21 protein-coding genes are annotated in these 22598 nt (G+C 71.2%); 7 read left to right on the forward strand and 14 right to left on the reverse strand.

Features of this window, described 5'->3' with window-relative positions; genetic code table 11:
- Positions 1–154: 154 nt before the first annotated feature.
- Entirely contained in the window at positions 155–421 is a 267-nt protein-coding gene (locus ACFWR9_RS37425) for a GlsB/YeaQ/YmgE family stress response membrane protein (protein ID WP_383850590.1), read from the reverse strand.
- Between the two features lie 145 nt (positions 422–566).
- Here ACFWR9_RS37425 and ACFWR9_RS37430 point away from each other — a divergent pair, with 145 nt between their 5' ends.
- Positions 567–1811: an APC family permease gene (locus ACFWR9_RS37430; protein ID WP_383850592.1), complete on the forward strand. Its 1245-nt coding sequence runs from the start codon at positions 567–569 to the stop codon at positions 1809–1811.
- A gap of 149 nt (positions 1812–1960) precedes the next feature.
- Here the strand turns inward: ACFWR9_RS37430 and ACFWR9_RS37435 are convergent, their stop codons facing one another.
- From ACFWR9_RS37435 to ACFWR9_RS37495, 13 genes are all read right to left on the reverse strand, one after another.
- Positions 1961–2551, reverse strand: a complete 591-nt coding sequence (locus tag ACFWR9_RS37435) for an SMI1/KNR4 family protein (protein ID WP_383850595.1) — start codon at positions 2549–2551, stop codon at positions 1961–1963.
- Between the two features lie 86 nt (positions 2552–2637).
- Positions 2638–3054, reverse strand: a complete 417-nt coding sequence (locus tag ACFWR9_RS37440) for a YccF domain-containing protein (RefSeq protein WP_383850598.1) — start codon at positions 3052–3054, stop codon at positions 2638–2640.
- Positions 3051–3914: a zinc metalloprotease HtpX gene (htpX, locus tag ACFWR9_RS37445; protein WP_383850601.1), complete on the reverse strand. Its 864-nt coding sequence runs from the start codon at positions 3912–3914 to the stop codon at positions 3051–3053. Before htpX ends, ACFWR9_RS37440 begins: the two co-directional genes overlap by 4 nt.
- Positions 3915–4174: 260 nt before the next feature.
- Positions 4175–5722: an NADH-quinone oxidoreductase subunit N gene (locus ACFWR9_RS37450; protein ID WP_383850603.1), complete on the reverse strand. Its 1548-nt coding sequence runs from the start codon at positions 5720–5722 to the stop codon at positions 4175–4177.
- Entirely contained in the window at positions 5719–7320 is a 1602-nt protein-coding gene (locus ACFWR9_RS37455) for a NuoM family protein (protein ID WP_383850605.1), read from the reverse strand. The genes ACFWR9_RS37450 and ACFWR9_RS37455 overlap by 4 nt, the downstream gene beginning before the upstream one ends.
- Before the next feature lie 3 nt (positions 7321–7323).
- On the reverse strand, positions 7324–9318 hold the full coding sequence (locus ACFWR9_RS37460; protein ID WP_383850608.1) for an NADH-quinone oxidoreductase subunit L: 1995 nt from the start codon (positions 9316–9318) through the stop codon (positions 7324–7326).
- Positions 9315–9707: an NADH-quinone oxidoreductase subunit NuoK gene (gene nuoK / locus ACFWR9_RS37465; RefSeq protein ID WP_234957991.1), complete on the reverse strand. Its 393-nt coding sequence runs from the start codon at positions 9705–9707 to the stop codon at positions 9315–9317. The genes ACFWR9_RS37460 and nuoK overlap by 4 nt, the downstream gene beginning before the upstream one ends.
- Positions 9707–10387 carry an NADH-quinone oxidoreductase subunit J gene (locus ACFWR9_RS37470; RefSeq protein ID WP_383850611.1) on the reverse strand — a complete coding sequence of 227 codons (681 nt, stop codon included), beginning with the start codon at positions 10385–10387 and terminating at the stop codon, positions 9707–9709. The genes nuoK and ACFWR9_RS37470 overlap by 1 nt, the downstream gene beginning before the upstream one ends.
- Positions 10384–11031: a 4Fe-4S binding protein gene (locus ACFWR9_RS37475; RefSeq protein WP_383850613.1), complete on the reverse strand. Its 648-nt coding sequence runs from the start codon at positions 11029–11031 to the stop codon at positions 10384–10386. Before ACFWR9_RS37475 ends, ACFWR9_RS37470 begins: the two co-directional genes overlap by 4 nt.
- Before the next feature lie 2 nt (positions 11032–11033).
- Positions 11034–12002 (reverse strand): NADH-quinone oxidoreductase subunit H, encoded by a 969-nt coding sequence (locus tag ACFWR9_RS37480; RefSeq protein WP_383850616.1) that lies wholly within the window; start codon positions 12000–12002, stop codon positions 11034–11036.
- Positions 11999–13171, reverse strand: coding sequence for an NADH-quinone oxidoreductase subunit C (locus ACFWR9_RS37485; RefSeq protein ID WP_383850618.1), 1173 nt, complete (start codon positions 13169–13171; stop codon positions 11999–12001). The genes ACFWR9_RS37480 and ACFWR9_RS37485 overlap by 4 nt, the downstream gene beginning before the upstream one ends.
- The gene (locus tag ACFWR9_RS37490) at positions 13168–13821 is read right to left on the reverse strand and encodes an NADH-quinone oxidoreductase subunit B (RefSeq protein ID WP_383850621.1); all 654 of its coding nucleotides are present in this window, start codon (positions 13819–13821) and stop codon (positions 13168–13170) included. Before ACFWR9_RS37490 ends, ACFWR9_RS37485 begins: the two co-directional genes overlap by 4 nt.
- A complete protein-coding gene (locus ACFWR9_RS37495) occupies positions 13812–14228 on the reverse strand; it encodes an NADH-quinone oxidoreductase subunit A (protein ID WP_383850624.1) in 417 nt (138 codons plus the stop codon). The genes ACFWR9_RS37490 and ACFWR9_RS37495 overlap by 10 nt, the downstream gene beginning before the upstream one ends.
- A 211-nt stretch (positions 14229–14439) precedes the next feature.
- Here ACFWR9_RS37495 and ACFWR9_RS37500 point away from each other — a divergent pair, with 211 nt between their 5' ends.
- From ACFWR9_RS37500 to ACFWR9_RS37525, 6 genes are all read left to right on the forward strand, one after another.
- Positions 14440–15696, forward strand: coding sequence for a sensor histidine kinase (locus ACFWR9_RS37500; protein WP_383850627.1), 1257 nt, complete (start codon positions 14440–14442; stop codon positions 15694–15696).
- Between the two features lie 176 nt (positions 15697–15872).
- Positions 15873–17240: a sensor histidine kinase gene (locus ACFWR9_RS37505; RefSeq protein WP_383850630.1), complete on the forward strand. Its 1368-nt coding sequence runs from the start codon at positions 15873–15875 to the stop codon at positions 17238–17240.
- A 312-nt stretch (positions 17241–17552) separates the two neighbouring features.
- Entirely contained in the window at positions 17553–18212 is a 660-nt protein-coding gene (locus ACFWR9_RS37510) for a response regulator transcription factor (RefSeq protein ID WP_277343293.1), read from the forward strand.
- A 296-nt stretch (positions 18213–18508) separates the two neighbouring features.
- Positions 18509–20446 (forward strand): 2-oxoacid:acceptor oxidoreductase subunit alpha, encoded by a 1938-nt coding sequence (locus ACFWR9_RS37515; RefSeq protein ID WP_383850633.1) that lies wholly within the window; start codon positions 18509–18511, stop codon positions 20444–20446.
- On the forward strand, positions 20439–21497 hold the full coding sequence (locus tag ACFWR9_RS37520; protein ID WP_383850635.1) for a 2-oxoacid:ferredoxin oxidoreductase subunit beta: 1059 nt from the start codon (positions 20439–20441) through the stop codon (positions 21495–21497). The genes ACFWR9_RS37515 and ACFWR9_RS37520 overlap by 8 nt, the downstream gene beginning before the upstream one ends.
- A gap of 199 nt (positions 21498–21696) precedes the next feature.
- On the forward strand, positions 21697–22551 hold the full coding sequence (locus ACFWR9_RS37525; protein WP_383850638.1) for an SDR family oxidoreductase: 855 nt from the start codon (positions 21697–21699) through the stop codon (positions 22549–22551).
- Positions 22552–22598 lie beyond the last annotated feature (47 nt).

Below are 22598 nucleotides of genomic sequence, written 5' to 3' on the forward strand. Positions count from 1 at the left end.
CCACCCTCACAACCCCTGGCTGTCGGCCATGTTATGCCATTCGGGGGTGCTGTCCTACAAACCCGGGTTAATTTACCCCCCGGGGGGGGGGGGGGCCCCCGGGGGGGGCCCCACCCCCTCGTTCGCCGTTCGCGGTTCACACGCGCGGTCGCGTTCAGTCGCGTGAGTTGCCGAAGAGGAGTCGGTAGGCGATCAGGAGCACCAGGGCACCGCCGATGGCCGCCGCCCAGGTGGCGCCGTCGTAGAAGCCCTTGCTGATCGGGTGGTCCAGCCAGCGGGCCGATATCCAGCCGCCGATGAACGCCCCCGCGATGCCGATCACGGTCGTGCCGATCAGCCCTCCGGGGTCCCGTCCCGGCAACAGGAACTTGGCGATGGCCCCGGCCAACAGTCCCAGGATGATCCAGCTGATGACGGTCATGCCGTGACCCTGCCCTTTCTCGCTGTGCCCGCACCTTCCCAGTGCTGTGGGCTCTTTCCTCCGCGGTCGCGGTGTTCATGTCCTCTTGACGGGAAGGACGTTGCGACCGCGTCCGGTGGTTGCGCCGTTCAGTATGGTGCGACCCATGACACCTGCGGGTTCTGAGCTGCGTCGCACGCTGGGTGTGGGCGACGCCGTCGTCGTCGGGCTCGGTTCGATGATCGGCGCCGGGATCTTCGCCGCCCTGGCACCCGCGGCGCGCGCGGCCGGGTCGGGGTTGCTGATCGGCCTCGCGGTGGCGGCCGTGGTGGCCTACTGCAACGCCATGTCCTCGGCACGGCTGGCCGTGTGCTATCCGGCCTCGGGCGGCACGTACGTCTACGGGCGCGAGCGGCTCGGGGAGTTCTGGGGGTACCTCGCGGGCTGGTCGTTCATCGTCGGGAAGACGGCCTCCTGTGCTGCCATGGCGCTCACCGTGGGCGCGTACGTCTGGCCGGAGTGGGCGCATGTGGTGGCGGTCGCGGCCGTGGCGGCGCTGACCGCGGTGAACTACGGCGGCATTCAGAAGTCCGCCTGGCTGACGCGGGTGATCGTGGCGGTCGTCCTGGCTGTCCTCGCTTCCGTGGTGGTGGTCTGTCTGGGGTCGGGGCGGTCCGATGCAGGGCGGCTGGACATCGGGTTGTCGGAGGGCGCCGGCGGGGTGCTGGAGGCGGCCGGGCTGCTGTTCTTCGCGTTCGCGGGGTACGCCCGGATCGCAACCCTGGGTGAGGAGGTGCGGGACCCTCGGCGCACCATTCCCCGCGCGATCCCGCTGGCCCTGGGGATCACGCTGACGGTGTACGTGTGTGTCGCGGTGGCTGTCCTCTCCGTGCTGGGCCCGGTCACGCTGGGGCAGGCACCGGCGCCGCTGACGGACGCGGTGCGGGCGGCCGGCCTGCCGGAGCTGGTACCGGTCGGGCGGGTGGGCGCGGCGGTGGCGGCGCTGGGCTCGCTGCTGGCGTTGATCCTGGGCGTGTCACGGACGACGCTCGCCATGGCCCGGGACCGCCATCTGCCCGAAGCGCTGGCCGCGGTGCATCCGCGTTTTCAGGTGCCGCACCGGGCCGAGCTGGCCGTGGGCGCGGTAGTCGCCGTCCTGGCGGCCACGGTGGACGTGCGGGACGCGATCGGCTTCTCCTCCTTCGGTGTGCTCGTGTACTACGGGGTGGCCAACGCGTCGGCCTGGACGCTCGACCGGTCGACGGCGTCGCGGGTGGTACCGGCGCTGGGTCTGATCGGGTGCGTGGTGCTCGCGTTCTCGCTTCCGGCGGTGTCGGTCGTCGTGGGCGTGGGTGTGCTGGCGGTGGGTGTCGTCGCGTACGGCGTGCGGGGGCAGCAGGTCTCGCGGTAGGTGGCCGTGGGGGATGGCCGTGAGTGCGGGACGGCCGTGGGATGGCCGTCGGAGCGGGATGGCCGTGGGACGGGACTGCCGTGGGATGGCCGTCGGAGCGCGATGGCCGTGGGACGGGACTGCCGCGAGGCCACCGCGCGTCGGACCCCTCAGGACGCCTGGGCGGGTGGTGTGGCCGCCGTCGGTTCTCTTCCCGTGCGCAGGGGGAAGTCGGTCCACGGGAGCGGATCCGGGCCCTCGTTGGTCTCCTCGTACCAGCCCGTGCCGTCGAGCCAGGCGTGCAGCCAGGCCGTGAGGCTCGGGGCGTCGACGTACCAGGCGTGGTCGGAGTCGTCGGCGTTGGGCTCGAAGAGGAGGACGGTGGCCTGTGGGGAGCGGCAGTCCACGCAGGCGTACATCGCGCAGCCCCAGTGGGATATCGGAAGGACGCCCTCGGGCCAGGGCCAGTCGGGGTCCTTCAGGCCGCTCTCGCGGTTGGCGAGGTACTGGGGGACGGCGGCCGGCTCGCCGGAGGGCGGGTTGTCGAGCAGGGGCAGCAGACCGTACTCCGGACCGAACCCGCCGTCCCCTATCCGCAGATACAGCTCGGTGAGCAGCGGAGGGAGGGAGAAGCCCAGGGCGGCCTCGGCCCGGGACGTGGTCGTCCCGTCCACGGGCGCGGGCAGGGAATCCCAGCCCCACGGGCGGGTGTTGCGTGCCTTGTCGGCCACCCGTGCCAGCAACTGCTCGTTCTCGGTCATGGATTCATGATGCAGGCCGCCACCGACAATCGAGCGGGCCTGTGGACAACCCGGAGGTTGTGGAGAACGAGCCCACCGGGCTCGCTCTACCAACCCGTCCTCTGGCCGCCCGCGGCGGCCGTGAACGGCTGATCCGTCCGTACGATCTCGCGTCCCATCGGGAGCAGCGAGACGGGGATCAGCTTGAAGTTGGCGATGCCCAGCGGGATGCCGATGATCGTGACGCACAGCGCGATGCCGGTGACGATGTGGCCGAGGGCCAGCCACCAGCCGGCCAGGACCAGCCACAGCACGTTGCCGACGCAGGAGGGGGCTCCGGCGCCCTGGCGCTCGACCGCCGTATAGCCGAAGGGCCACAGGGCGTAGACACCGACGCGGAAGGCCGCGATCCCGAACGGGATGCCGATGATCGTGATGCAGAGCAGCGCGCCCGCGAGCAGGTAGGCGAGGAACAGCCAGAAGCCGCTGAGCACGAGCCAAATGACGTTGAGGATGGTCTTCACTGCTGACGACCTGCCATCTTTTCGAGCCGGGCGATTCGCTCCGCCATCGGCGGGTGGGTGGAGAACATCTTCGACAGCCCCTGTCCCGGTCGGAACGGGTTGGCGATCATCATGTGGCTGGCGGTCTCGATCCGGGGCTCCGGCGGCAGCGGAAGCTGCTTCGTACCCGTTTCGAGTTTGCGCAGGGCGCTGGCGAGGGCGATGGGATCGCCGGTGAGCTGCGCACCGGAGGTGTCGGCCTCGTACTCCCTGGAGCGGCTGATCGCCAGTTGGATGACGGTGGCAGCGAGCGGACCGAGAAGCATGATGAGGAGCATGCCCAGCAGACCGGGTCCGTCATCGTCGTTGGAGCGTCCGATGGGGATCAGCCAGGCGAAGTTGACCAGGAACATGATCACGGAGGCGAGGGCGCCGGCGACGGACGAGATCAGGATGTCGCGGTTGTAGACATGGCTGAGCTCGTGCCCGATGACGCCACGCAGCTCACGGTCGTCGAGCAGGCGCATGATGCCCTCGGTGCAGCACACGGCCGCGTTGCGCGGGTTGCGTCCGGTCGCGAAGGCGTTGGGTGCCTCGGTCGGTGAGATGTAGAGGCGCGGCATGGGCTGGCGGGCCTGGGTGGAGAGTTCTCGGACCATGCGGTACAGCGCCGGGGCCTCGAACTCGCTGACCGGGCGGGCCCGCATCGCGCGCAGCGCCAGCTTGTCGCTGTTCCAGTACGCGTACGCGTTGGTGCCCAGGGCGACGAGTACGGCGACGACAAGCCCGGCTCGGCCGAAGAAGCTGCCGATGACGATGATGAGCGCCGACAGTCCCCCGAGGAGTACTGCGGTCCTGAGCCCGTTGTGCCGGCGGTGCACGGTACGCCCTCCAAGTGGTGCGGCAGGGGAACCTTCGCTTGCTGGTCTCGCTCGCTGTGGTTGCTTCCTGGTCTCCGGCGCCACTGGTGCCGTGGCATCACGTCCAGTGGACCCTTCCGTACTGGTCAACGCCAGGCGAGGGCCACCAGTTCCCCGGCGCTCACGGCGGGGCGGCGTGGTCCGTACGGGTGACGGCCGCGGCGTCGGCACGCGCGCGTGGAGGCCGGGTGCGGCACGCGCGGGTGCCGGAGCGGCTGTGCTCAGAAGAGACCGGTGTCGGTGAAGCGGAGGATCAGCTGGGGTGCTCCGGAGAGGACGAGGGCGAGGACCGCGGTCACGGTGATCGCCGCCGTGAGCGGAACGGGCACATGGTGGCCGACGGTCGGCTCCTCGGGCGCCCGGAACAGCTGGGCCGTCCATTGGAGGTAGTAGAAGAGCGCGATCACGACGTTGACCGCCATGACGACGGCCAGCCAGCCGAGCCCGGCGTCGACGGCCGCGGAGAAGACCGTGACCTTGGCGAAGAGGCCGATGACGCCGGGCGGCAGTCCCGCGAGGCAGAGCAGGAAGAACGCCAGGAGCAGGGCGGTCAGGGGGTTGGACGCGTACAGGCCGCGGTAGTCGGCGACGCGGTTCAGGGACCTCGTACGGCCCACGAGGGCGGCCACCGCGAAGGCGCCGAGGTTCACCGCGGCGTACATGAGCGCGTAGGCGACGGTGGAGCCGATGGACCGCTCGGGGTCGTCGGAGTACGCGGCGGCGGCGATCGGCACCAGGAGGTAGCCGGCCTGGCCGACGGACGACCAGGCGAGCAGGCGTACCGCGCTGTACGCGCGCGTGGCCTGTTGCCGGAGGGCTCCGACGTTGCCGACGGTCATGGTGAGCGCGGCGAGCACCGCGAGGGCCGGTCCCCAGACGTCGGCGTAGGACGGGAGGGCGATGACCGTGACGAGGATCAGGCCGGTGAAGCCGACCGCCTTGCCGATCACGGACAGGTAGGCCGCGATCGGCAGGGGCGCGCCCACGTAGGTGTCGGGCACCCAGAAGTGGAAGGGCACGGCGGCCGTCTTGAAGGCGAAGCCGACGAGGGTGAGGACGACGCCGGTCTGGGCGAGCGTAGTGAGCTGACCGTCGACGCTCTGGATGCGGTCGGCCACCTGGGTGAGGTAGAGGGTGCCGGTGGAGGCGTACACGAAGCTGATGCCCATGAGGCTGACCGCGGTCGCGGTGACCGAGGACAAGAAGAACTTCAGGGCCGCCTCGGAGGACCGGCGGTCGCCCTGCCGCAGGCCCACGAGGGCGAAGGCGGGCAGGGAGGCGACCTCCAGGGCGACGATCAGGGTCGCGAGGTCGCGGGAGGCGGGCAGCAGCGCGGCGCCGGCCGCCGAGGAGAGCAGCAGGAACCAGAACTCGCCCTCGGGCAGGCCCCGGTCGGCGTCCTTGACGGCGGTGACCGAGAGGAGGGCGGTCAGGAGGGCCCCGCCGAGGACCAGGAACTGGATGGCGAGCGTGAAGGTGTCCGCGGTGTAGCTGCAGACGTCGGCGTCGCCGGTCTGGCAGAACGTCGAGCGGTCGCCGTTCACCAGGGGCAGCAGCATGAGGGCGGAGGCGGCGAGTCCGGCGACCGACATCCAGCCGAGCAGCGACTTGCGGGCGTCCGTGACGAAGAGGTCGGTGACGAGGACGACGAGTCCGACGACGGCAGCGATGGTGGGCGGCGCGATGGCGAGCCAGTCGACGGACTGGACGAGGTTCTGGGCCAGCGGCTGCGACACCGTCCCGGCGAGGGGGTGGGCCTGGAAGCTCATCGGGTGCCTCCTGAAAGGAGCTGCTGCACGGCCGGGTCGGTCAGCCCGAGGAGGGTCCTGGGCCACAGCCCGGCGACGACGGTGAGGGCGACGAGCGGGGTCCAGGCGGCGAACTCGTACGTGCGTACGTCGGCGAGCTTCGGGGCTTCCCGCGGCAGGGCGCCCATGCAGACGCGGCGGACCACGATCAGCATGTACGCGGCCGTCAGCAGCGTGCCGAACGCGGCGATCACCATGAACGTGAGGAAGGCGGGGCGGCTGAGGTCGTCGTGGGGGTCGAAGGCGCCGAAGAGGGCCAGCGTCTCGCCCCAGAACCCGGCCAGGCCCGGCAGGCCGAGCGAGGCGACCGCGGCGAAGGCGAGCAGGCCGCCGAGGTGGGGTGCCTTGCCGTACAGGGCGGCGCCGGTCTCCTCGGCGAGGGTGTCGAGGTCGGTGGTGCCGGTGCGGTCCTTGAGCGCGCCGACGACGAAGAAGAGCAGGCCGGTGATGAGGCCGTGGGCGATGTTGGCGAACAGGGCGCCGTTCACTCCGGTCGGGGTCATGGTCGCGATGCCCAGCAGCACGAAGCCCATGTGGCCGACGGAGGAGTAGGCGATGAGGCGCTTGAGGTCGCCCTTCGCGCCCCTCTTGGCCAGGGCCAGGCAGGCCAGGGAGCCGTAGATGATGCCGACCACGGCGAAGGCGGCGAGGTAGGGCGCGAAGGTGCGGAAGCCGTCCGGCGCGACCGGCAGCAGAATCCGGACGAACCCGTATGTACCCATCTTGAGCAGAACACCGGCCAGCAGGACCGAGCCGACGGTCGGCGCGGCGGTGTGGGCGTCCGGCAGCCAGCTGTGCAGCGGCCACATCGGGGTCTTCACCGCCAGCCCGATCCCGATCGCCAAAACCGCGATGACCTGCACGGATGTGGTCAGCGACCGGCCGTTGTCAGTGGCGAGTGCCACCATGTCGAATGTGCCCGCCGTGATTCCGATCAGGAGCAGGCCGAGCAGCATGACGACGGAGCCGAGGAGCGTGAAGAGGATGAACTTCCAGGCGGCCCCGGCCCGTCCCTCGCCGCCCCAGCGGGCGATGAGGAAGTACATGGGGATGAGGACCATCTCGAAGGCGAGGAAGAAAAGGATCAGGTCGAGGGCGGCGAAGGTCGCGAGGGTGCCGGATTCCAGGACGAGCAGCAGCGCGACGAAGCCCTTCGGGCCGTGGCTCGCGGCCAGCGGCTTCGTCGGCCGCTCTCGCTGCTGCTTGAAGTACGAGTAGAGCGCGCACAGGAAGGTCAGCAGCGCGGTCAGGATCAGGAGGGGGAGGGAGATGCCGTCGATGCCGAGGTGGATGCGCACGTCGAGTGCGGGGATCCAGCTGATGTCCGTACTGGCCTGCATCTTCGACGGATGGTCGTGGTCGAAGCCGAGCACGAGGACGATCGCGGCGATGAGGACGGCGCCGGTGACGGTGACGCCGTGCCGCAGGACGGCCTGCTCGGGCGACTTCCCCTTCAGCCCGGGCGGGGCGGGCAGCAGAGCGGCGGCGGCCCCCAGGAGCGGGCCGACGACGACGAACGCCAGAAGGAACTGCATCACGGACTCGTTGATATCGATCACGCGTCACGCTCCCGTGGCGACGAGGACGGCGGCGACCGCGAGGACGACGGTGCCGGCGAGCAGCGCGCTCACATAGGTCTGCACATTGCCGGTCTGGGCTCGTCGTACGGCGGCCCCGAGCCAGCGGGGCAGGGCGCCCGCCCCGCGTACGTAGGTGTCGACGACCTCGCGGTCGAGGAACCGTACGAGGCTCGCGCCGGCCTGCACGGGCCGGACGAAGAGGGTCGTGTACACCGCGTCCAGGTGGAAGCCGGAGGCGGCGTGCCGGTGCAGCGGGCCCAGCAGGAGCCGTCCGGGATCCGACGGGTCGGGGGCGGAGGCGACGTCTCCGTAGGCGGGCCGGTGGCTGGCGATGGCCTCGGCCTCCACCAGCGCGGCGTCGCCCTCCGGGTGGGCCGCGACCGCGCCGAGCGGGACTCGTGCCGCGAACGCGGTGGTGTGCCGCCAGGCCGCGTAGGTCACGATGCCGCCGATCAGGGCCACGCCCGTGCCGAGCACAGAGGTGGTCAGGGTCGGGGTGAGGTCCTGGCCGTCGAACCAGTCGGGCAGCAGACGGAAGGCGAGCCCGCCGAGAGCGAGTGAGGGAATGGCGAGCACCCAGAGCACGGCGTTCATGACCACCGGCTGCCGGCCGTGGTCGGGGGCCTCGGCGCCCCGCCCGCGGAAGGTCAGCAGCCACAGGCGCGTCGCGTACGCGGCAGTGAGCAGGGCCGTGATCAGCCCGGCGACGAGGACCGTCCAGCCCGCGGCACCCGGTGCGTGCTCGGTGTGGCCGGTGGCGACGTGCTCCGCGACGCCGAGGACGGACTCCTTGGAGAAGAAGCCGCTGAAGGGAGGGATCGCCGCGAGGGCGAGCAGCGCCACGCTCATCGTCCAGTAGGCGTCCGGGACACGGTCCCGCAGGTTGTGCATGCGGGACATGGCGGCCAGCGAGTTGGTGCCGGCGGCGTGGATGATCACACCGGCGGCGAGGAACAGCAGCGCCTTGAAGGCGCCGTGCGTGAGGAGGTGGAAGACGGCGGCACCGCGGTCGCCGGCGGCGAGGGCCCCGGTCATGTAGCCGAGCTGTCCGATCGTCGAGTAGGCGAGGACGCGTTTGATGTCGTCCTGGGCGAGCGCGGCGAGCGCCGACCCGACCATCGTGACGGCGGCCATGACGGCGAGGACGACCATCGCGGCCCGTGAGGCCTCGAAGAGCGGAAGGAGCCTGGCGACGAAGTAGACACCGGCGGCGACCATCGTCGCGGCGTGGATCAGCGCGGAGACGGGCGTCGGGCCGGCCATCGCGTCGGGGAGCCAGGTGTGCAGCGGGAACTGCGCCGACTTGCCCGCCACACCGGCCAGGAGCAGCAGGGCGATCAGCGTCGGATGGTCGAGCGAGCCGTTCGCTACCGCGCCGAGGATATTCGTGATGCGGAAGGAGCCGGCCTCGGTGGCCAGAGCCAGCAGACCGATCAGGAAGGGGACGTCACCGAGCTTGGTGACCAGGAATGCCTTGAGGGAGGCGGCGCGCGCCTCCGGGGTCTCCCAGTAGTGGCCGACCAGGAAGTACGAGCAGATGCCCATGATCTCCCAGCCGACCAGCAGCACCATCAGGTCGCCGGAGTAGACGACGAGGAACATGGCGGAGGTGAACAGGGAGACGAGCGCGGCGTACGAGGGGTAGCGCGGGTCGTCGCGCAGGTAGCCCGTCGAGTAGATCTGCACGCAGGTGGCGACGCACCCGACCAGGACGGCGACGAGGGAGGCGAAGCCGTCGATGTGCAGGGCGAGTTCGATGGGGACCGAGCCGGTGGGCGTCAGCTCCGTGGCGGCGTCGACGGACCGGCCGCCGCCCTGGCGGGAGGCGACCAGTACCGCGAGGACGAGGGCCGCCAGGGTCGGCAGGACGGCGAGCGGGCGGACGAAGCCGGACGCCGTGCGGCCCAGGAGAAGGCCGGCGGCAGCGCCGAGGAAGGGGAGGAGAGGGACGAGTACGGCGAGGGTGGTCGTGGTCACGCGGTGGCCTCAGCCTTCTCGGCGGCCGTCCCGGTCGCGGGGGTGTCGGTGTCGGGGCCGTCCGGCTCGTGGCCCTCGGCGGTGTCGCGCAGTTTGTCGATGTCGGCGGTGCCGCGGTTGCGGTGGACGGCGAGCACGATCGCGAGACCGATGCCGATCTCGGCGGCCGCGATGGCGATCGTGAACAGGGTCAGGGCCTGGCCGGAGTGCAGGGTCTCCTCGGCGGCCTTGCTGAGCCAGACGTCGAAGGCGACGAGATTGAGGTTGACGGCGTTGAGCATCAACTCGACCGACATCAGGACCAGGATCGCGTTGCGGCGGGCCAGGACGCCGTAGAGGCCCGTGCAGAACAGGAGGGCGGAGAGGACGGCGGGATAGGCGAGGTGCATCAGCGGTCACCGCCCTTGCCGGCGGCGTTCGGGGCGGGCGCGTCGGTCCTGGGCGCGTTCGGGGCGGGTGTGTCGGTCCGGGCCGCGTCGCTCGCGCGGTCCGCCTTGGCCTTGCGGGACAGGACGATCGCGCCGACCAGCGCGGCGAGGAGGAGGACGGAGAGGGCTTCGAAGGGGAGGACCCAGTTCTGGAAGAGACTCGCTCCGGTGACGGCGGTCGAGCCGGCCGCCGGGCCGTCCAGGTCGATCCAGGTGGCGCGGAAGGCGTCGACGACGACCCACACCAGGGCCGCCGCGGCGGCGACGGCCACGGTGAGGGCCGCCCAGCGGTTGCCGGAGTCGGCGTCCGGGGACCGGCCGATGGGCGCCCTGGTGAGCATCAGGCCGAACAGGATGAGGACGACGACCGCCCCGACGTAGATGAGGACCTGTACCCAGGCGATGAACTCGGCGGTGAGCAGCAGGTACTCGACGGCCAGGCCGCCGAGGGCCACCACCAGCCACAGGGCGGCGTGGACGAGCTGCCGGGTGGTGACGGTGAGGACGGCGGCGCCCAGGGTGACCAGGCCGACGAGGAGGAAGGCGATCTCGACGCCGGTCGGCGAGAGGAAGCCGTGCGCTTCGCCGGCCGTGGTCGTGGGGTCCGCGGCCAAGTGGCGGACGGTCGCGGCGAGGGTCATTCCCGGCCCTCCTGTTCCGGCTTCGGCTGCTCGGGGGCGGCGGCCGACTCCTGCTGGGCCGGCTCCTGCTGGGCCGACTCGTGCTGGGTCGACGCCTGCTGGGCCGCCAGTTTGTCGGCGGTCTTGCGGGCGGCGGCGAGTTCCTTCGGTTCCTCGGCGCCGGGGTCGAGGGCCGGCGGGGCCGGGACGGTCCACATCCAGTCGCGGAGCTTGTCCCGTTCGTGGGTGAGGTCGCGGATGTCGGTCTCGGCGTACTCGAACTCCGGGGACCAGAACAGGGCGTCGAAAGGACAGACCTCGATGCAGATACCGCAGTACATGCACAGGGAGAAGTCGATGGCGAAACGGTCGAGGACGTTGCGGCTGCGGTCGCGCCCGCCCGGGGTGGCCGCCGGGACCGTCTCCTTGTGGGAGTCGATATAGATGCACCAGTCGGGGCACTCGCGGGCGCACAGCATGCAGACCGTGCAGTTCTCCTCGAACAGGCCGATCACGCCGCGGGTGCGGGGCGGCAGTTCGGGCTGGGCGTCCGGGTACTGCTCGGTGACGGTCTTCCTCGTCATCGTGCGCAGGGTGACGGCCAGGCCCTTGGCCAGGCCCGAGCCGGGGATGCGGGGCCGGGAGGGCGGGAGGGACGCGGCCATGGTTACTGGATCACCACCTTGACGACGCCGGTGAGGGCGATCTGGGCGAGGGAGAGGGGGACGAGGAGGGTCCAGGAGAGCTTCTGGAGCTGGTCCTCACGCAGGCGCGGGTAGGTCACGCGCAGCCAGATCACGACGAAGGCGAGCACGGCCGTCTTCAGCAGAGTCCACACCCAGCCGAGGCCGTCCGCGCCCCAGGGCCAGTGCCAGCCGCCCAGGAAGAGGACGGTGGTCAGGCCGCACAGGACAACGATCCCGGCGTACTCGGCGAGGAGGAACAGGGCGAAACGCAGGCCGGTGTACTCGGTGTAGGCGCCGAAGATGATCTCCGAGTCGGCGACCGGCATGTCGAACGGGGGGCGTTGCAGTTCGGCCAGCCCGGCGACGAAGAAGACGATCGCGCCGACGATCTGCCAGGGCAGCCACCACCACTCGAAGGCGTTAAGGATGCCGACGAGCGAGACCGTGCCGGCCGCCATGGCCACCGAGGCGGCGGTCAGCAGCATCGGGAGTTCGTACGCGAGGAGCTGGGCGGCGGTGCGCAGGCCGCCGAGGAGGGAGAACTTGTTGGCGGAGGACCACCCGGCCATGAGCGAGCCGAGGACGCCGACGCCCATCACCGCGAGTACGAAGAAGACACCCGCGTCGACGACCTGGCCGACCGCGCCCTCTCCGGGGCCGATGGGGATGGCCAGGAGCACCAGGAGGTACGGCAGCAGGGCCACGGCGGGGGCGAGCTGGAAGATACGGCGGTCCGCGTCGGCGGGGACCACGTCCTCCTTCTGCGCGAACTTCACTCCGTCCGCGACGAGCTGGGCCCAGCCGTGGAAGCCGCCGGCGTACATCGGGCCGAGGCGGCCCTGCATGTGGGCCATCACCTTGTGCTCGGTCTGGCCGACGATCAGGGGGAACGTCAGGAAGACGACGAACACGATCAGGAGGCGCAGGGTGACGTCGAGCGCGTCGTTCACTGCGGGCCTCCTGGGGGGTTCGGGGAGGGCGGGGGGTTCTTCTGGTCCGACTCCTGGGGCTCGTCGGGCTCGTCCGGCTCGTCCGGCTCCTCGGGATCCCGCGGCTCCTTCGCGGCGTCGCCCTCGGCGCGCTTGCCCGCCGGCTCGTCGAACGCCGGGCGGTCGTGGTGCCACGGGGCGTCCGGGCTGCGGGGCGTCGAGGCGGGCGCCTCGCCGGACGACCCGGTCTTCTCAGGCTGTCCCGCGTCGGAGGCGTCCCGCCGGCTCGCCGAGCCCTGCGACGCGCTCCGCGCACGCCGGGGCGCCGGGGATGCCGGGGACGCCGAAGGCTCGTCGGCCGCAGACGTCTGGTCGGCCGGTGACGTCCGGCCCTCCGTGGGCGTCTGGCTCGCCGAGCCCTCCGCCTCCGTACGGGAGCGACGCGGAGTGGACGGTGTCTCGGTGCCGGTGCCGGTGCCGGTGCCGGGCGGCGATGCCTGACTGGCGGAGCCCTCGCCCGCCGTACGGGTCCGGCGAACGGGCTGGTCACCGGCCGCGCGGGCCGGGCGCTCTCCGGCCGCACGTCCCGCGCCGCGTGCCGGGCGGGCCGGGACGGGCGGCAGCTGGCCCTTCTGCGGGCCCCATTCGTTGGGGTCGGGGACACCCGGCGGCAGCATCTGGCGGCGACGGGGACCGCCGTGGTCGGACTCGCCCGGTTCCTTGGCGCCGGGCCAGGCCTTGGCCACGCGGGCGGCGAGGACGAAGTCCTTCCGCAGCGGGTGGCCCTCGAAGCCCTCCGGCAGGAGCAGGTGGTCCAGCGCGGGATGGTCCGCGAAGGCGACGCCGAACATCTCGTGCGTCTCACGCTCGTGCCAGGCCGCGCCCGCGTACACCGCGACGGCGGTGGGCAGGGCCGGGGACTCGTGCGGGACCGTCGTGCGCAGCAGCAGCCGGCGTACGGGCCCGAGGGCCACCACGTGTGCCGCGACGCGGAACCCCGTGCCCGGCTCGTCGACCGCGCTCAGCCAGTCGAAGTACGTGCAGCCCAGCCGGTCACGCGCGGTCTCCAGGGCGGAGATCCAGGACGCCGGCGGTACGTCGACGGTCAGGACGTCGTACGACTCCTCGGCCGTGGCTTCGGTGCCGAAGAGCTCCTCGGTGCCGGCGGGCAGCCAGCCGACCGCCGTCATCGCGCATCCCCCGTTCCCGAGCCCGATCCCGGTCCGGAGCCCGACCCCGAGCCCGACCCAGGCGGTCGCACCAGTCCGCTCTGCAGCGCTGCCGTCGACGGCCGGCCCGACGTGCCGTAGCGCTCCCCCAGCGACTCCCGTGCGATCTTCTCCTGGAGCTTGAGGATCCCCTGGAGCAGCGCCTCGGGACGCGGCGGGCAGCCGGGGACGTAGACGTCGACGGGGATGATCTGGTCGACGCCCTTCGTCACGGAGTAGGAGTCCCAGTACGGGCCGCCGCAGTTGGAGCAGGCGCCGAAGGAGATGACGTACTTGGGCTCGGGCATCTGCTCGTAGAGGCGTTTGACGGCGGGCGCCATCTTGTCGGTCACCGTGCCCGAGACGACCATCAGGTCGGCCTGGCGGGGGCCCGGCGCGAACGGGATGACGCCGAGCCGGATGAAGTCGTGGCGGGCCATCGACGCGGCGATGAACTCGATCGCGCAGCAGGCGAGGCCGAAGTTGAAGACCCAGAGGGAGTATCGGCGGCCCCAGTTCAGGACGACCTTCATCGGCTCGGGGGCCAGGCGCGCGAGGGTGCCCAGCCGCTTGGGCTCGGGAAGCGGTACGGGCTCCGGGAGCGGTACGGGTCCGGAGGGGTTCACGTCCACGACAGGACGCCCTTCTTGTATGCGTAGAGCAGGCCCACGGCCAGGAAGCCCAGGAAGATGAACATCTCCACGAGGGTCGTCGCTCCGTAACCAGGATCGGCGAAGACCGTGGCCCAAGGGAAGAGGAAGATCGAGTCGACCGCGAAAATGACGTAGAGGAACGCGTAGACGTAGTAGCGGACCTGGGTGTGTGCCCAGCCCTCGCCGACGGGGTCCACGCCGCACTCGTACGTCAGCAGTTTCTCGGGCGTCGGGACCACGGGCCGCAGCAGCCGCCCGGCTCCGAAGGCCACGGCGACGAAGAGCACGCCCACGAGGGCGAGCAGTGCGACGACCGAGTAGGACTGGAAGTAGTCCGCGGCGAGCCCGACGGTCGCATCGGCGGCGGGCACATCGCCGGCGGCCATGCCACCGACGGTCGGTTCCGGCACGTGCGTCCCTCGCTCCCTGTCCTGAACGCCTGCTGCTCGACGATCTGTACGCACGGGAGTCTAGGGCCTGATAAAGAGACGGTAAGCAGCCCGTCGTACGTTGAGACGTGGGGGTGGGGTTTTCCCCAGTGCATCCTGGCGGTCCACCTCATGGCGCGGTGCCGTGCCGCACGGCACGCTGATCCGTATGACCGAACACCTCGCGACTTCTACCCCGGCCGGGACCACCGGCGGGGCAGCCGGCGACCGCCTGCCGCCGGCCCGTTTCGCCTTCGACCGGCACACCTGGAAAGAGATCGCCCACCTGCTGGCGAACTTCCCGGCGTCGCTGCTCGGCTTCGTCTACGTCTCGACGATGCTGTTCGTCGGGGTCGGGTTGACGGTCACGGTGATCGGGTTCCCGCTGCTGGCGGCCGGACTGCTCGGCGCGCGTCAGCTCGGCAAGCTGGAGCGGGCGCGGGCCCGGGCCCTGCTGGGGGTGCGGGTGGAGGAGCCGAGTCCGCTGCCGTTGCAGGGCGGGGGCGGGTTCTTCCCCCAGTTGTGGATGGCGCTGAAGGACCCGGTGGGCTGGCGTACGGTCCTGTACGACTTCATGCGGCTCCCCTGGGGCGTGGTCACCTTCGTCATCACGCTGACGTCGTTCTTCGTGCTGTGGCCGGTGCTGCCGTTCATCGCGCGGGGCCTCGCCAACGCCGACCGGGCGATGGTGCGCGCGCTGCTGTCCCCGTCCGACGAGCTGGAACGGCGGATCGCCGAGCTGGAGTCGGACCGGGGGGTCGTGGTGGACACGGCCGCGGCGGACCTGCGGCGCATCGAGCGCGACCTGCACGACGGGGCGCAGGCCCGCCTGGTCAACCTGGCCATGGGGCTGGGCCTGGCCAAGGAGAAGCTGCTGGAGGACCCCGACGCAGCGGCGGCGATGGTCGACGAGGCGCACGGCGAGGTGAAGCTGGCCCTCCAGGAGTTGCGGGACCTGGCGCGGGGCATCCACCCAGCCGTCCTGACCGACCGCGGTCTGGACGCGGCGCTCTCCTCGGTCGCCTCCCGCTGCACCGTGCCGGTCAGGGTGACCGTCGACCTGGCGGAGCGTCCGGCGCCGGCCATCGAGGGCATCGCCTACTTCACTGTCTCGGAGCTGCTCCAGAACGTCAGCAAGCACAGTGGGGCGCGTTCCGCCTCCGTGGAGGTGTGGCGGTCGTCCGACCGGCTGCTCATACAGGTGGGGGACGACGGTCAGGGGGGCGCGCGACTCGACGCGGGTACGGGGATGAAGGGCCTCGCCGACCGGCTGTCCGCGGTCGACGGTCTCTTCGTCTTCGACTCGCCGGAGGGCGGACCGACGGCGATCACGGCCGAGCTGCCGTGGCGCGACCGCACCGCAGCGGACGCGGAGCCCGGCGCGTCCGATGCCGACCACGCGCGGCGGACGTCCGGGACGCGGTGACGGACGACCCCGCCCCGCCCGCGAGGCACACGGGCGCGCACCTCCCCGCCCGAGGTCCCGAGGTAGGGAAAACCCCCCTCTCCAGACGCCGACGGGCTCCATGGCCCGTGAAGGTGCGGACGAGGAGGGTGGAGTTACGACAGCAGAGCCGTAGGACGAGGAGAAGGACGGCACCGATGGCCACGGAATACGGACAGGGTTACGGGTTCGGGAGCGGGCCCGGCTTCCCCGGGGACACCGGGGCGCGTCGCCACCGGCTGCCGGCGGGGCTGCGTGCGCCGTTCGAGGCACGCAGCTGGCGGGAGTTCGGCTACGTGCTGGTGGGTCTGCCGATCAGCATCCTGCTCTTCACCTACGCGGTCACGATGGTGTCGCTGGGAGCGGGCCTGCTGGTGACGTTCCTGGGTGTGCCGGTGCTGGCGGCGGCACTCGCCGGGTGCCGGGGCTTCGGGGTGATGGAGCGGGCACGGGCCCGGGCGCTGCTGGGGCTCGATGTGTCCGACCCGGAGCCGCTGCGGGTCCGGAAGCAGGGTGCGATGGGCTGGATGGGGGCCGTGCTCAAGAGCGGCACCTCCTGGCGGAGTCTGCTGTACGCGTTTCTTCAGTTCCCGTGGGCGGTGTTCTCGTTCGTCGTCGCCGTGAACTTCTGGGCGGTCGGGTGGGCGATGCTGACGTACCCGCTGTGGTTCTGGGTGTTCCCGATGTACGCCGGCCAGGACGGGCTCCAGCTGTACGGCGACGAGACGCACCGGATCTACCTGGACAACCCGTTCGAGATCACCGTGACCGCGCTGGTCGGGCTGCTGTTCACGCTGGCGACGCCGTGGATCGTGCGGGCGCTGACGACGGTGGACCGGCTGATGGTGCACGGGCTGCTCGGACCGTCGCGGCTGGCGACGCGGGTCGTGGAGCTGGAGTCGGACCGGGGGGTCGTGGTGGACAGGGCCGCGGCGGACCTGCGGCGCATCGAGCGCGACCTGCACGACGGGGCGCAGGCCCGCCTGGTCAACCTGGCCATGGATCTCGGCCTGGCCAAGGAGAAGCTGCAGGAGGACCCGCGGGCGGCGGCGGTCATGGTGGAGGAGGCGCACGGCGAGGTGAAGACGGCCCTCCAGGAGCTGCGGGACCTGGCCCGGGGCATCCACCCCGCGGTGCTGACCGACCGCGGTCTGGACGCGGCGCTGTCGGCGGTCGCCTCGCGCTGCACCGTGCCGGTGCGGGTGGAGGTCGACCTCACGGAGCGGCCGGCGTCGGCGATCGAGGGGATCGCGTACTTCACGGTGTCGGAGCTGCTGCAGAACATCAGCAAGCACGCGCGGGCCACGGCAGCCGCCGTGGAGGTGTGGCGGGTGGAGAACCGGCTGCTGCTCCAGGTCGTGGACAACGGCGTCGGCGGGGCGGACGTGACGTCCGGCTCGGGACTCGCCGGACTGGCGGAGCGGCTCGACGCGGTGGACGGGATCCTGGTGGTGGATTCTCCGGCCGGGGGGCCGACGCGGGTGACGGCCGAGCTGCCCTGGCGGAGCGAGCCGATATCCGGCTGAGGCGCGGCGACGCGCCCACCTCGCTCGCCCCCACGCCACCCTGGTCGGCCCGGGCGGCCCGAACGGCCCGAACGGGCCGGGCGGACCGGGCGCCCCGGTCGGACCGGGCGCCCCGGTCGAAAACCAGCCATCGTGGAGCCGAAGCCGGACGGTACGGCCGGGACTTCCCGTTCTCTTCCCGTTGCCCCAGGGCATCCCGCCTCCGATGCTGGAATGCTGGACCTCTCGCACGAACGGTTCGTGGACGCGGCGTGGGCCGCGGGGACCGTGAGGCGGACGGGCTGTGGGGGGCCGAAAATCGTGGAGGACAGGGTGCGGGTGGTCATCGCCGAGGATTCAGTGCTGCTCCGAGAGGGGCTGACACGGTTGCTGACCGACCGCGGGCACGAAGTCGTGGCCGGTGTCGGCGACGGTGAGGCACTGATCAAGACCATCACCGAGCTGGACGCCCAGGGCGAGCTGCCGGACGTCGTGGTGGCGGACGTGCGGATGCCTCCGACGCACACGGACGAGGGAGTGCGCGCGTCGGTGCGGTTGCGCAAGGCGCATCCCGGCCTCGGCGTACTGGTGCTGTCGCAGTACGTGGAGGAGCGGTACGCCACGGAGCTGCTGGCCGGTTCCAGCCGGGGGGTCGGCTATCTGCTCAAGGACCGGGTGGCCGAGGTGCGGGAGTTCGTGGACGCCGTGGTGCGCGTGGCGGACGGGGGCACCGCGCTGGACCCGGAGGTGGTCGCGCAGTTGCTCGGGCGCAGCCGCAAGCAGGACGTGCTGGCGGGGCTCACCCCGCGGGAGCGGGAGGTGCTGGGGCTGATGGCCGAGGGCCGGACGAACTCGGCGATCGCCCGGCAGCTCGTCGTGAGCGACGGGGCGGTCGAGAAGCACGTCAGCAACATCTTCATGAAGCTGGGCCTGTCCCCGAGCGACGGTGATCACCGGCGGGTGCTGGCCGTGCTCACGTACCTCAATTCCTGACTCCCGGTTCCTGACGTCCGGGTCCTGACTCCCAGGGCCCGCACACCGGGCCCGGCGGCCCTCCCACTCGTCCGGCTCATCCGGACGAATGAGAAACCGGAGCGTGGGCGGGGGACGTCCTCATCGGTGTCGGGGGGCGGGAAATCCCCGGAATACCGGGGCTGTGGGCCATCTCGAAGTCGTGTCCATCATGCGAATCTCCACCGGAAGTCAGCATCCGCGGACGTAGGGTTGATCCTGGGACGGTCGGTGGGAGACCTGTCCCCGGACAGCCGTCTCGAGGGAGGTCCAGTTCAGTGACCAGCCAGGTCAGCAGCCCAGCGGAGCAGGCCAACGGAACCGACGAGACCGTCGTGGGAGAGCAGCGCAAACCGGTCGGGACGAAGGACGTCCGCCGGCTGGACCGGGTGATCATCAGGTTCGCCGGGGACTCGGGCGACGGGATGCAGCTCACCGGCGACCGTTTCACCTCGGAGACCGCGTCGTTCGGCAACGACCTGTCGACGCTGCCGAACTTCCCGGCCGAGATCCGGGCGCCCGCCGGCACCCTGCCCGGTGTCTCGTCCTTCCAGCTGCACTTCGCCGACCACGACATCCTCACCCCGGGCGACGCCCCCAACGTGCTGGTCGCGATGAACCCGGCCGCGCTGAAGGCGAACGTCGGCGACCTGCCGCGCGGCGCGGAGATCATCGTCAACACGGACGAGTTCACCCGGCGGGCGATGCAGAAGGTCGGCTACGACACGTCTCCGCTGGAGGACGGTTCTCTCGACGGCTACCACCTGCATCCGGTGCCGCTGACCACGCTGACCGTGGAGGCCCTCAAGGAGTTCGACCTCAGCCGCAAGGAGGCCGAGCGCAGCAAGAACATGTTCGCGCTCGGGCTGCTGAGCTGGATGTACCACCGGCCCACCGAGGGCACGGAGAAGTTCCTGAACACGAAGTTCGCGAAGAAGCCGGACATCGCCGCGGCCAACATCGCGGCCTACCGCGCGGGCTGGAATTTCGGGGAGACCACGGAGGACTTCGCGGTCTCCTACGAGGTGGCGCCGGCGGCGACGGCGTTCCCGCCCGGTGTGTACCGCAACATCTCCGGGAACCTCGCCCTGTCCTACGGTCTGATCGCGGCCTCCCGGCAGGCGGACCTGCCGCTCTTCCTGGGCTCGTACCCGATCACACCGGCCTCGGACATCCTGCACGAGCTGAGCCGGCACAAGAACTTCGGGGTGCGGACCTTCCAGGCCGAGGACGAGATCGCCGGCATCGGCGCCGCGCTCGGCGCCGCGTTCGGCGGCTCGCTGGCGGTCACCACCACCTCCGGTCCCGGCGTGGCGCTCAAGAGCGAGACGATCGGACTCGCGGTCTCCCTCGAACTGCCGCTGCTGGTCGTGGACATCCAGCGCGGCGGGCCGTCCACCGGGCTGCCGACCAAGACGGAGCAGGCCGACCTGTTGCAGGCGATGTACGGGCGCAACGGCGAGGCGCCGGTCCCGATCGTCGCCCCGCGCACCCCGGCGGACTGTTTCCGTGCGGCGCTGGAGGCGGCGCGGATCGCGCTGGCGTACCGCACCCCGGTCTTCCTGCTGTCCGACGGCTACCTGGCCAACGGCAGCGAGCCCTGGCGGGTCCCGGAGCCGGACGAGCTGCCGGACCTGGCGGTGCAGTTCGCGCAGGGCCCCAACCACGCCCTGGACGACGGTACCGAGGTCTTCTGGCCGTACAAGCGCGATCCGCAGACCCTGGCCCGGCCCTGGGCCGTGCCCGGTACCCCCGGGCTGGAGCACCGGATCGGCGGCATCGAGAAGCAGGACGGTTCCGGGAACATCTCGTACGACCCGGCCAACCACGACTTCATGGTCCGCACCCGGCAGGCCAAGATCGACGGCATCGAGGTCCCCGAGCTGGCGGTCGACGACCCGGGCGGGGCGCGGACCCTGGTGCTGGGCTGGGGCTCGACGTACGGCCCCATCACCGCCGCCGTGCGCCGGCTGCGCACGGCCGGGGTGCCGATCGCGCAGGCCCACCTCCGCCACCTCAATCCCTTCCCGCCCAACCTGGGCGAGGTGCTGGAGCGGTACGACAAGGTGGTGGTCCCCGAGATGAACCTCGGTCAGCTCGCCGCCCTGATCCGGGCGAAGTACCTGGTCGACGCCCAGTCGTACAACCAGGTCAACGGCATGCCGTTCAAGGCGGAGCAGCTCGCCACGGTGTTGAAGGAGGCCATCGATGACTGACGCCAACGCGCTGCTCCAACTCGTCCCCAAGGCCGAGGGCAAGCAGTCCATGAAGGACTTCAAGTCCGACCAGGAAGTGCGCTGGTGCCCCGGCTGCGGCGACTACGCCATCCTCGCCGCCGTGCAGGGCTTCATGCCCCAGCTCGGCCTGGCGAAGGAGAACATCGTCTTCGTCTCCGGCATCGGCTGCTCCTCCCGCTTCCCGTACTACATGAACACGTACGGGATGCACTCCATCCACGGCCGCGCCCCCGCCATCGCGACCGGGCTCGCCGCCTCCCGCCGCGACCTGTCCGTCTGGGTCGTCACCGGTGACGGCGACGCGCTCTCCATCGGCGGCAACCACCTCATCCACGCGCTGCGACGCAACGTCAACCTCAAGATCCTGCTCTTCAACAACCGGATCTACGGGCTGACCAAGGGCCAGTACTCCCCCACCTCCGAGGTCGGGAAGATCACCAAGTCGACACCGATGGGGTCGCTGGACGCGCCCTTCAACCCGGTCTCGCTGGCCATCGGCGCGGAGGCGTCGTTCGTCGCCCGGACCGTCGACTCGGACCGCAAGCACCTCACCGAGGTGCTGCGCCAGGCCGCCGAGCACCCGGGCACGGCGCTGATCGAGATCTACCAGAACTGCAACATCTTCAACGACGGCGCGTTCGACGCGCTCAAGGACAGGGAGCGGGCCGAGGAGGCGGTGATCCGGCTGGAGCACGGGCAGCCGATCCGTTTCGGCGCCGACGGCGCCAAGGGCGTCGTGCGTGATCCGCGGACCGGTGACCTGAAGGTCGTCACCGTCACCGCGGACAACGAGACGGACGTCCTGGTCCACGACGCCCACGCCACCTCGCCGACCACGGCCTTCGCCCTCTCCCGGCTGGCCGACCCGGACACCCTGCACCACACGCCCATCGGTGTGCTGCGCTCGGTGGAGCGGCCGGTCTACGACACGCTCATGTCCGACCAGCTCGACGCCGCCATCGAGCGGGACGGCAAGGGCGACCTCGCCGCTCTGCTCGCGGGCAACGACACCTGGACGGTCGTCGGCTGAGAGCGAGCAGCAGCGAGCGCTGACGAGAACTGAGGGGCCCGGGCGGGGGAACGACGCATTAACCAACAGCGTCGGGGGAACGCCCGGGCCCCTAATGCTTACCCAAACGTAAGTACCTTACTTCAAAGTGGGCACTGTCCAGAAGTTAGCGCCGCTCTTATGGTTGGTGGCATCGCACCCCACAAGGAGTACTGAACCCATGAGCATCGTCGTCACCGGAGCCACCGGACACCTCGGCCGCCACGTCGTGCGGCAGCTGCTGGAGAAGGTGCCGGCCGACCAGGTCACCGCGGTCGTCCGGGACCGCGACAGGGCCGCCGACCTCGCCGCCCGCGGCGTACAGATCGCGGTCGCCGACTACAACGCGCCCGAGACCTTCGACGGCCTGTTCGCGGCCGGCGACCGGGTGCTGCTGATCTCCGGCAACGAGTTCGACAAGGGCCGCGTCCAGCAGCACACGGTGGTGATCGACGCGGCGAAGCAGGCCGGCGTCGCACTGCTCGCCTACACCAGCGCGCCCAGCAGCCTCAAGGCCGCGCTCGCGGACGACCACCGCGCCACCGAGGACGTCCTCGTCGGCTCGGGCGTGCCCTACGTGCTGCTGCGCAACGGCTGGTACCACGAGAACTACACCGAGCAGCTCGCCCCGGTCCTGGAGCACGGCGCCGTCGTGCAGGCGGCCGGCGAGGGCCGGATCTCCTCCGCCGCCCGCGCCGACTACGCGGCCGCCGCCGTCGCCGTACTGACCGGCGAGGGCCACGAGAACAAGGCGTACGAGCTGGGCGGCGACGAGGCGTGGGGCTTCGCCGAGTACGCCGCCGAGCTGAGCCGGCAGACCGGCCGGGAGATCGCCTACACCCCCGTCTCCACCGAGGCCTACACCGGCATTCTGGCCGGCGCGGGGCTGCCCGCACCGCTGGCCGCCGTCCTCGCGGGCGTGGAGGACGCCATCGAGAAGGGTGAGCTGGTCGTCTCCACCGGCGATCTGTCCCGGCTGGCCGGCCGCCCGACCACGCCGCTCGCCGAGGCGGTCGCCGCCTCGCTCAAGAGCTGACGCTCGCGCGGACCCTCCCCCGCCGCCTCCTTCACGACACACACCCC

It is taken from the genome of Streptomyces sp. NPDC058534 (assembly GCF_042717365.1).
Lineage (GTDB): Bacteria > Actinomycetota > Actinomycetes > Streptomycetales > Streptomycetaceae > Streptomyces.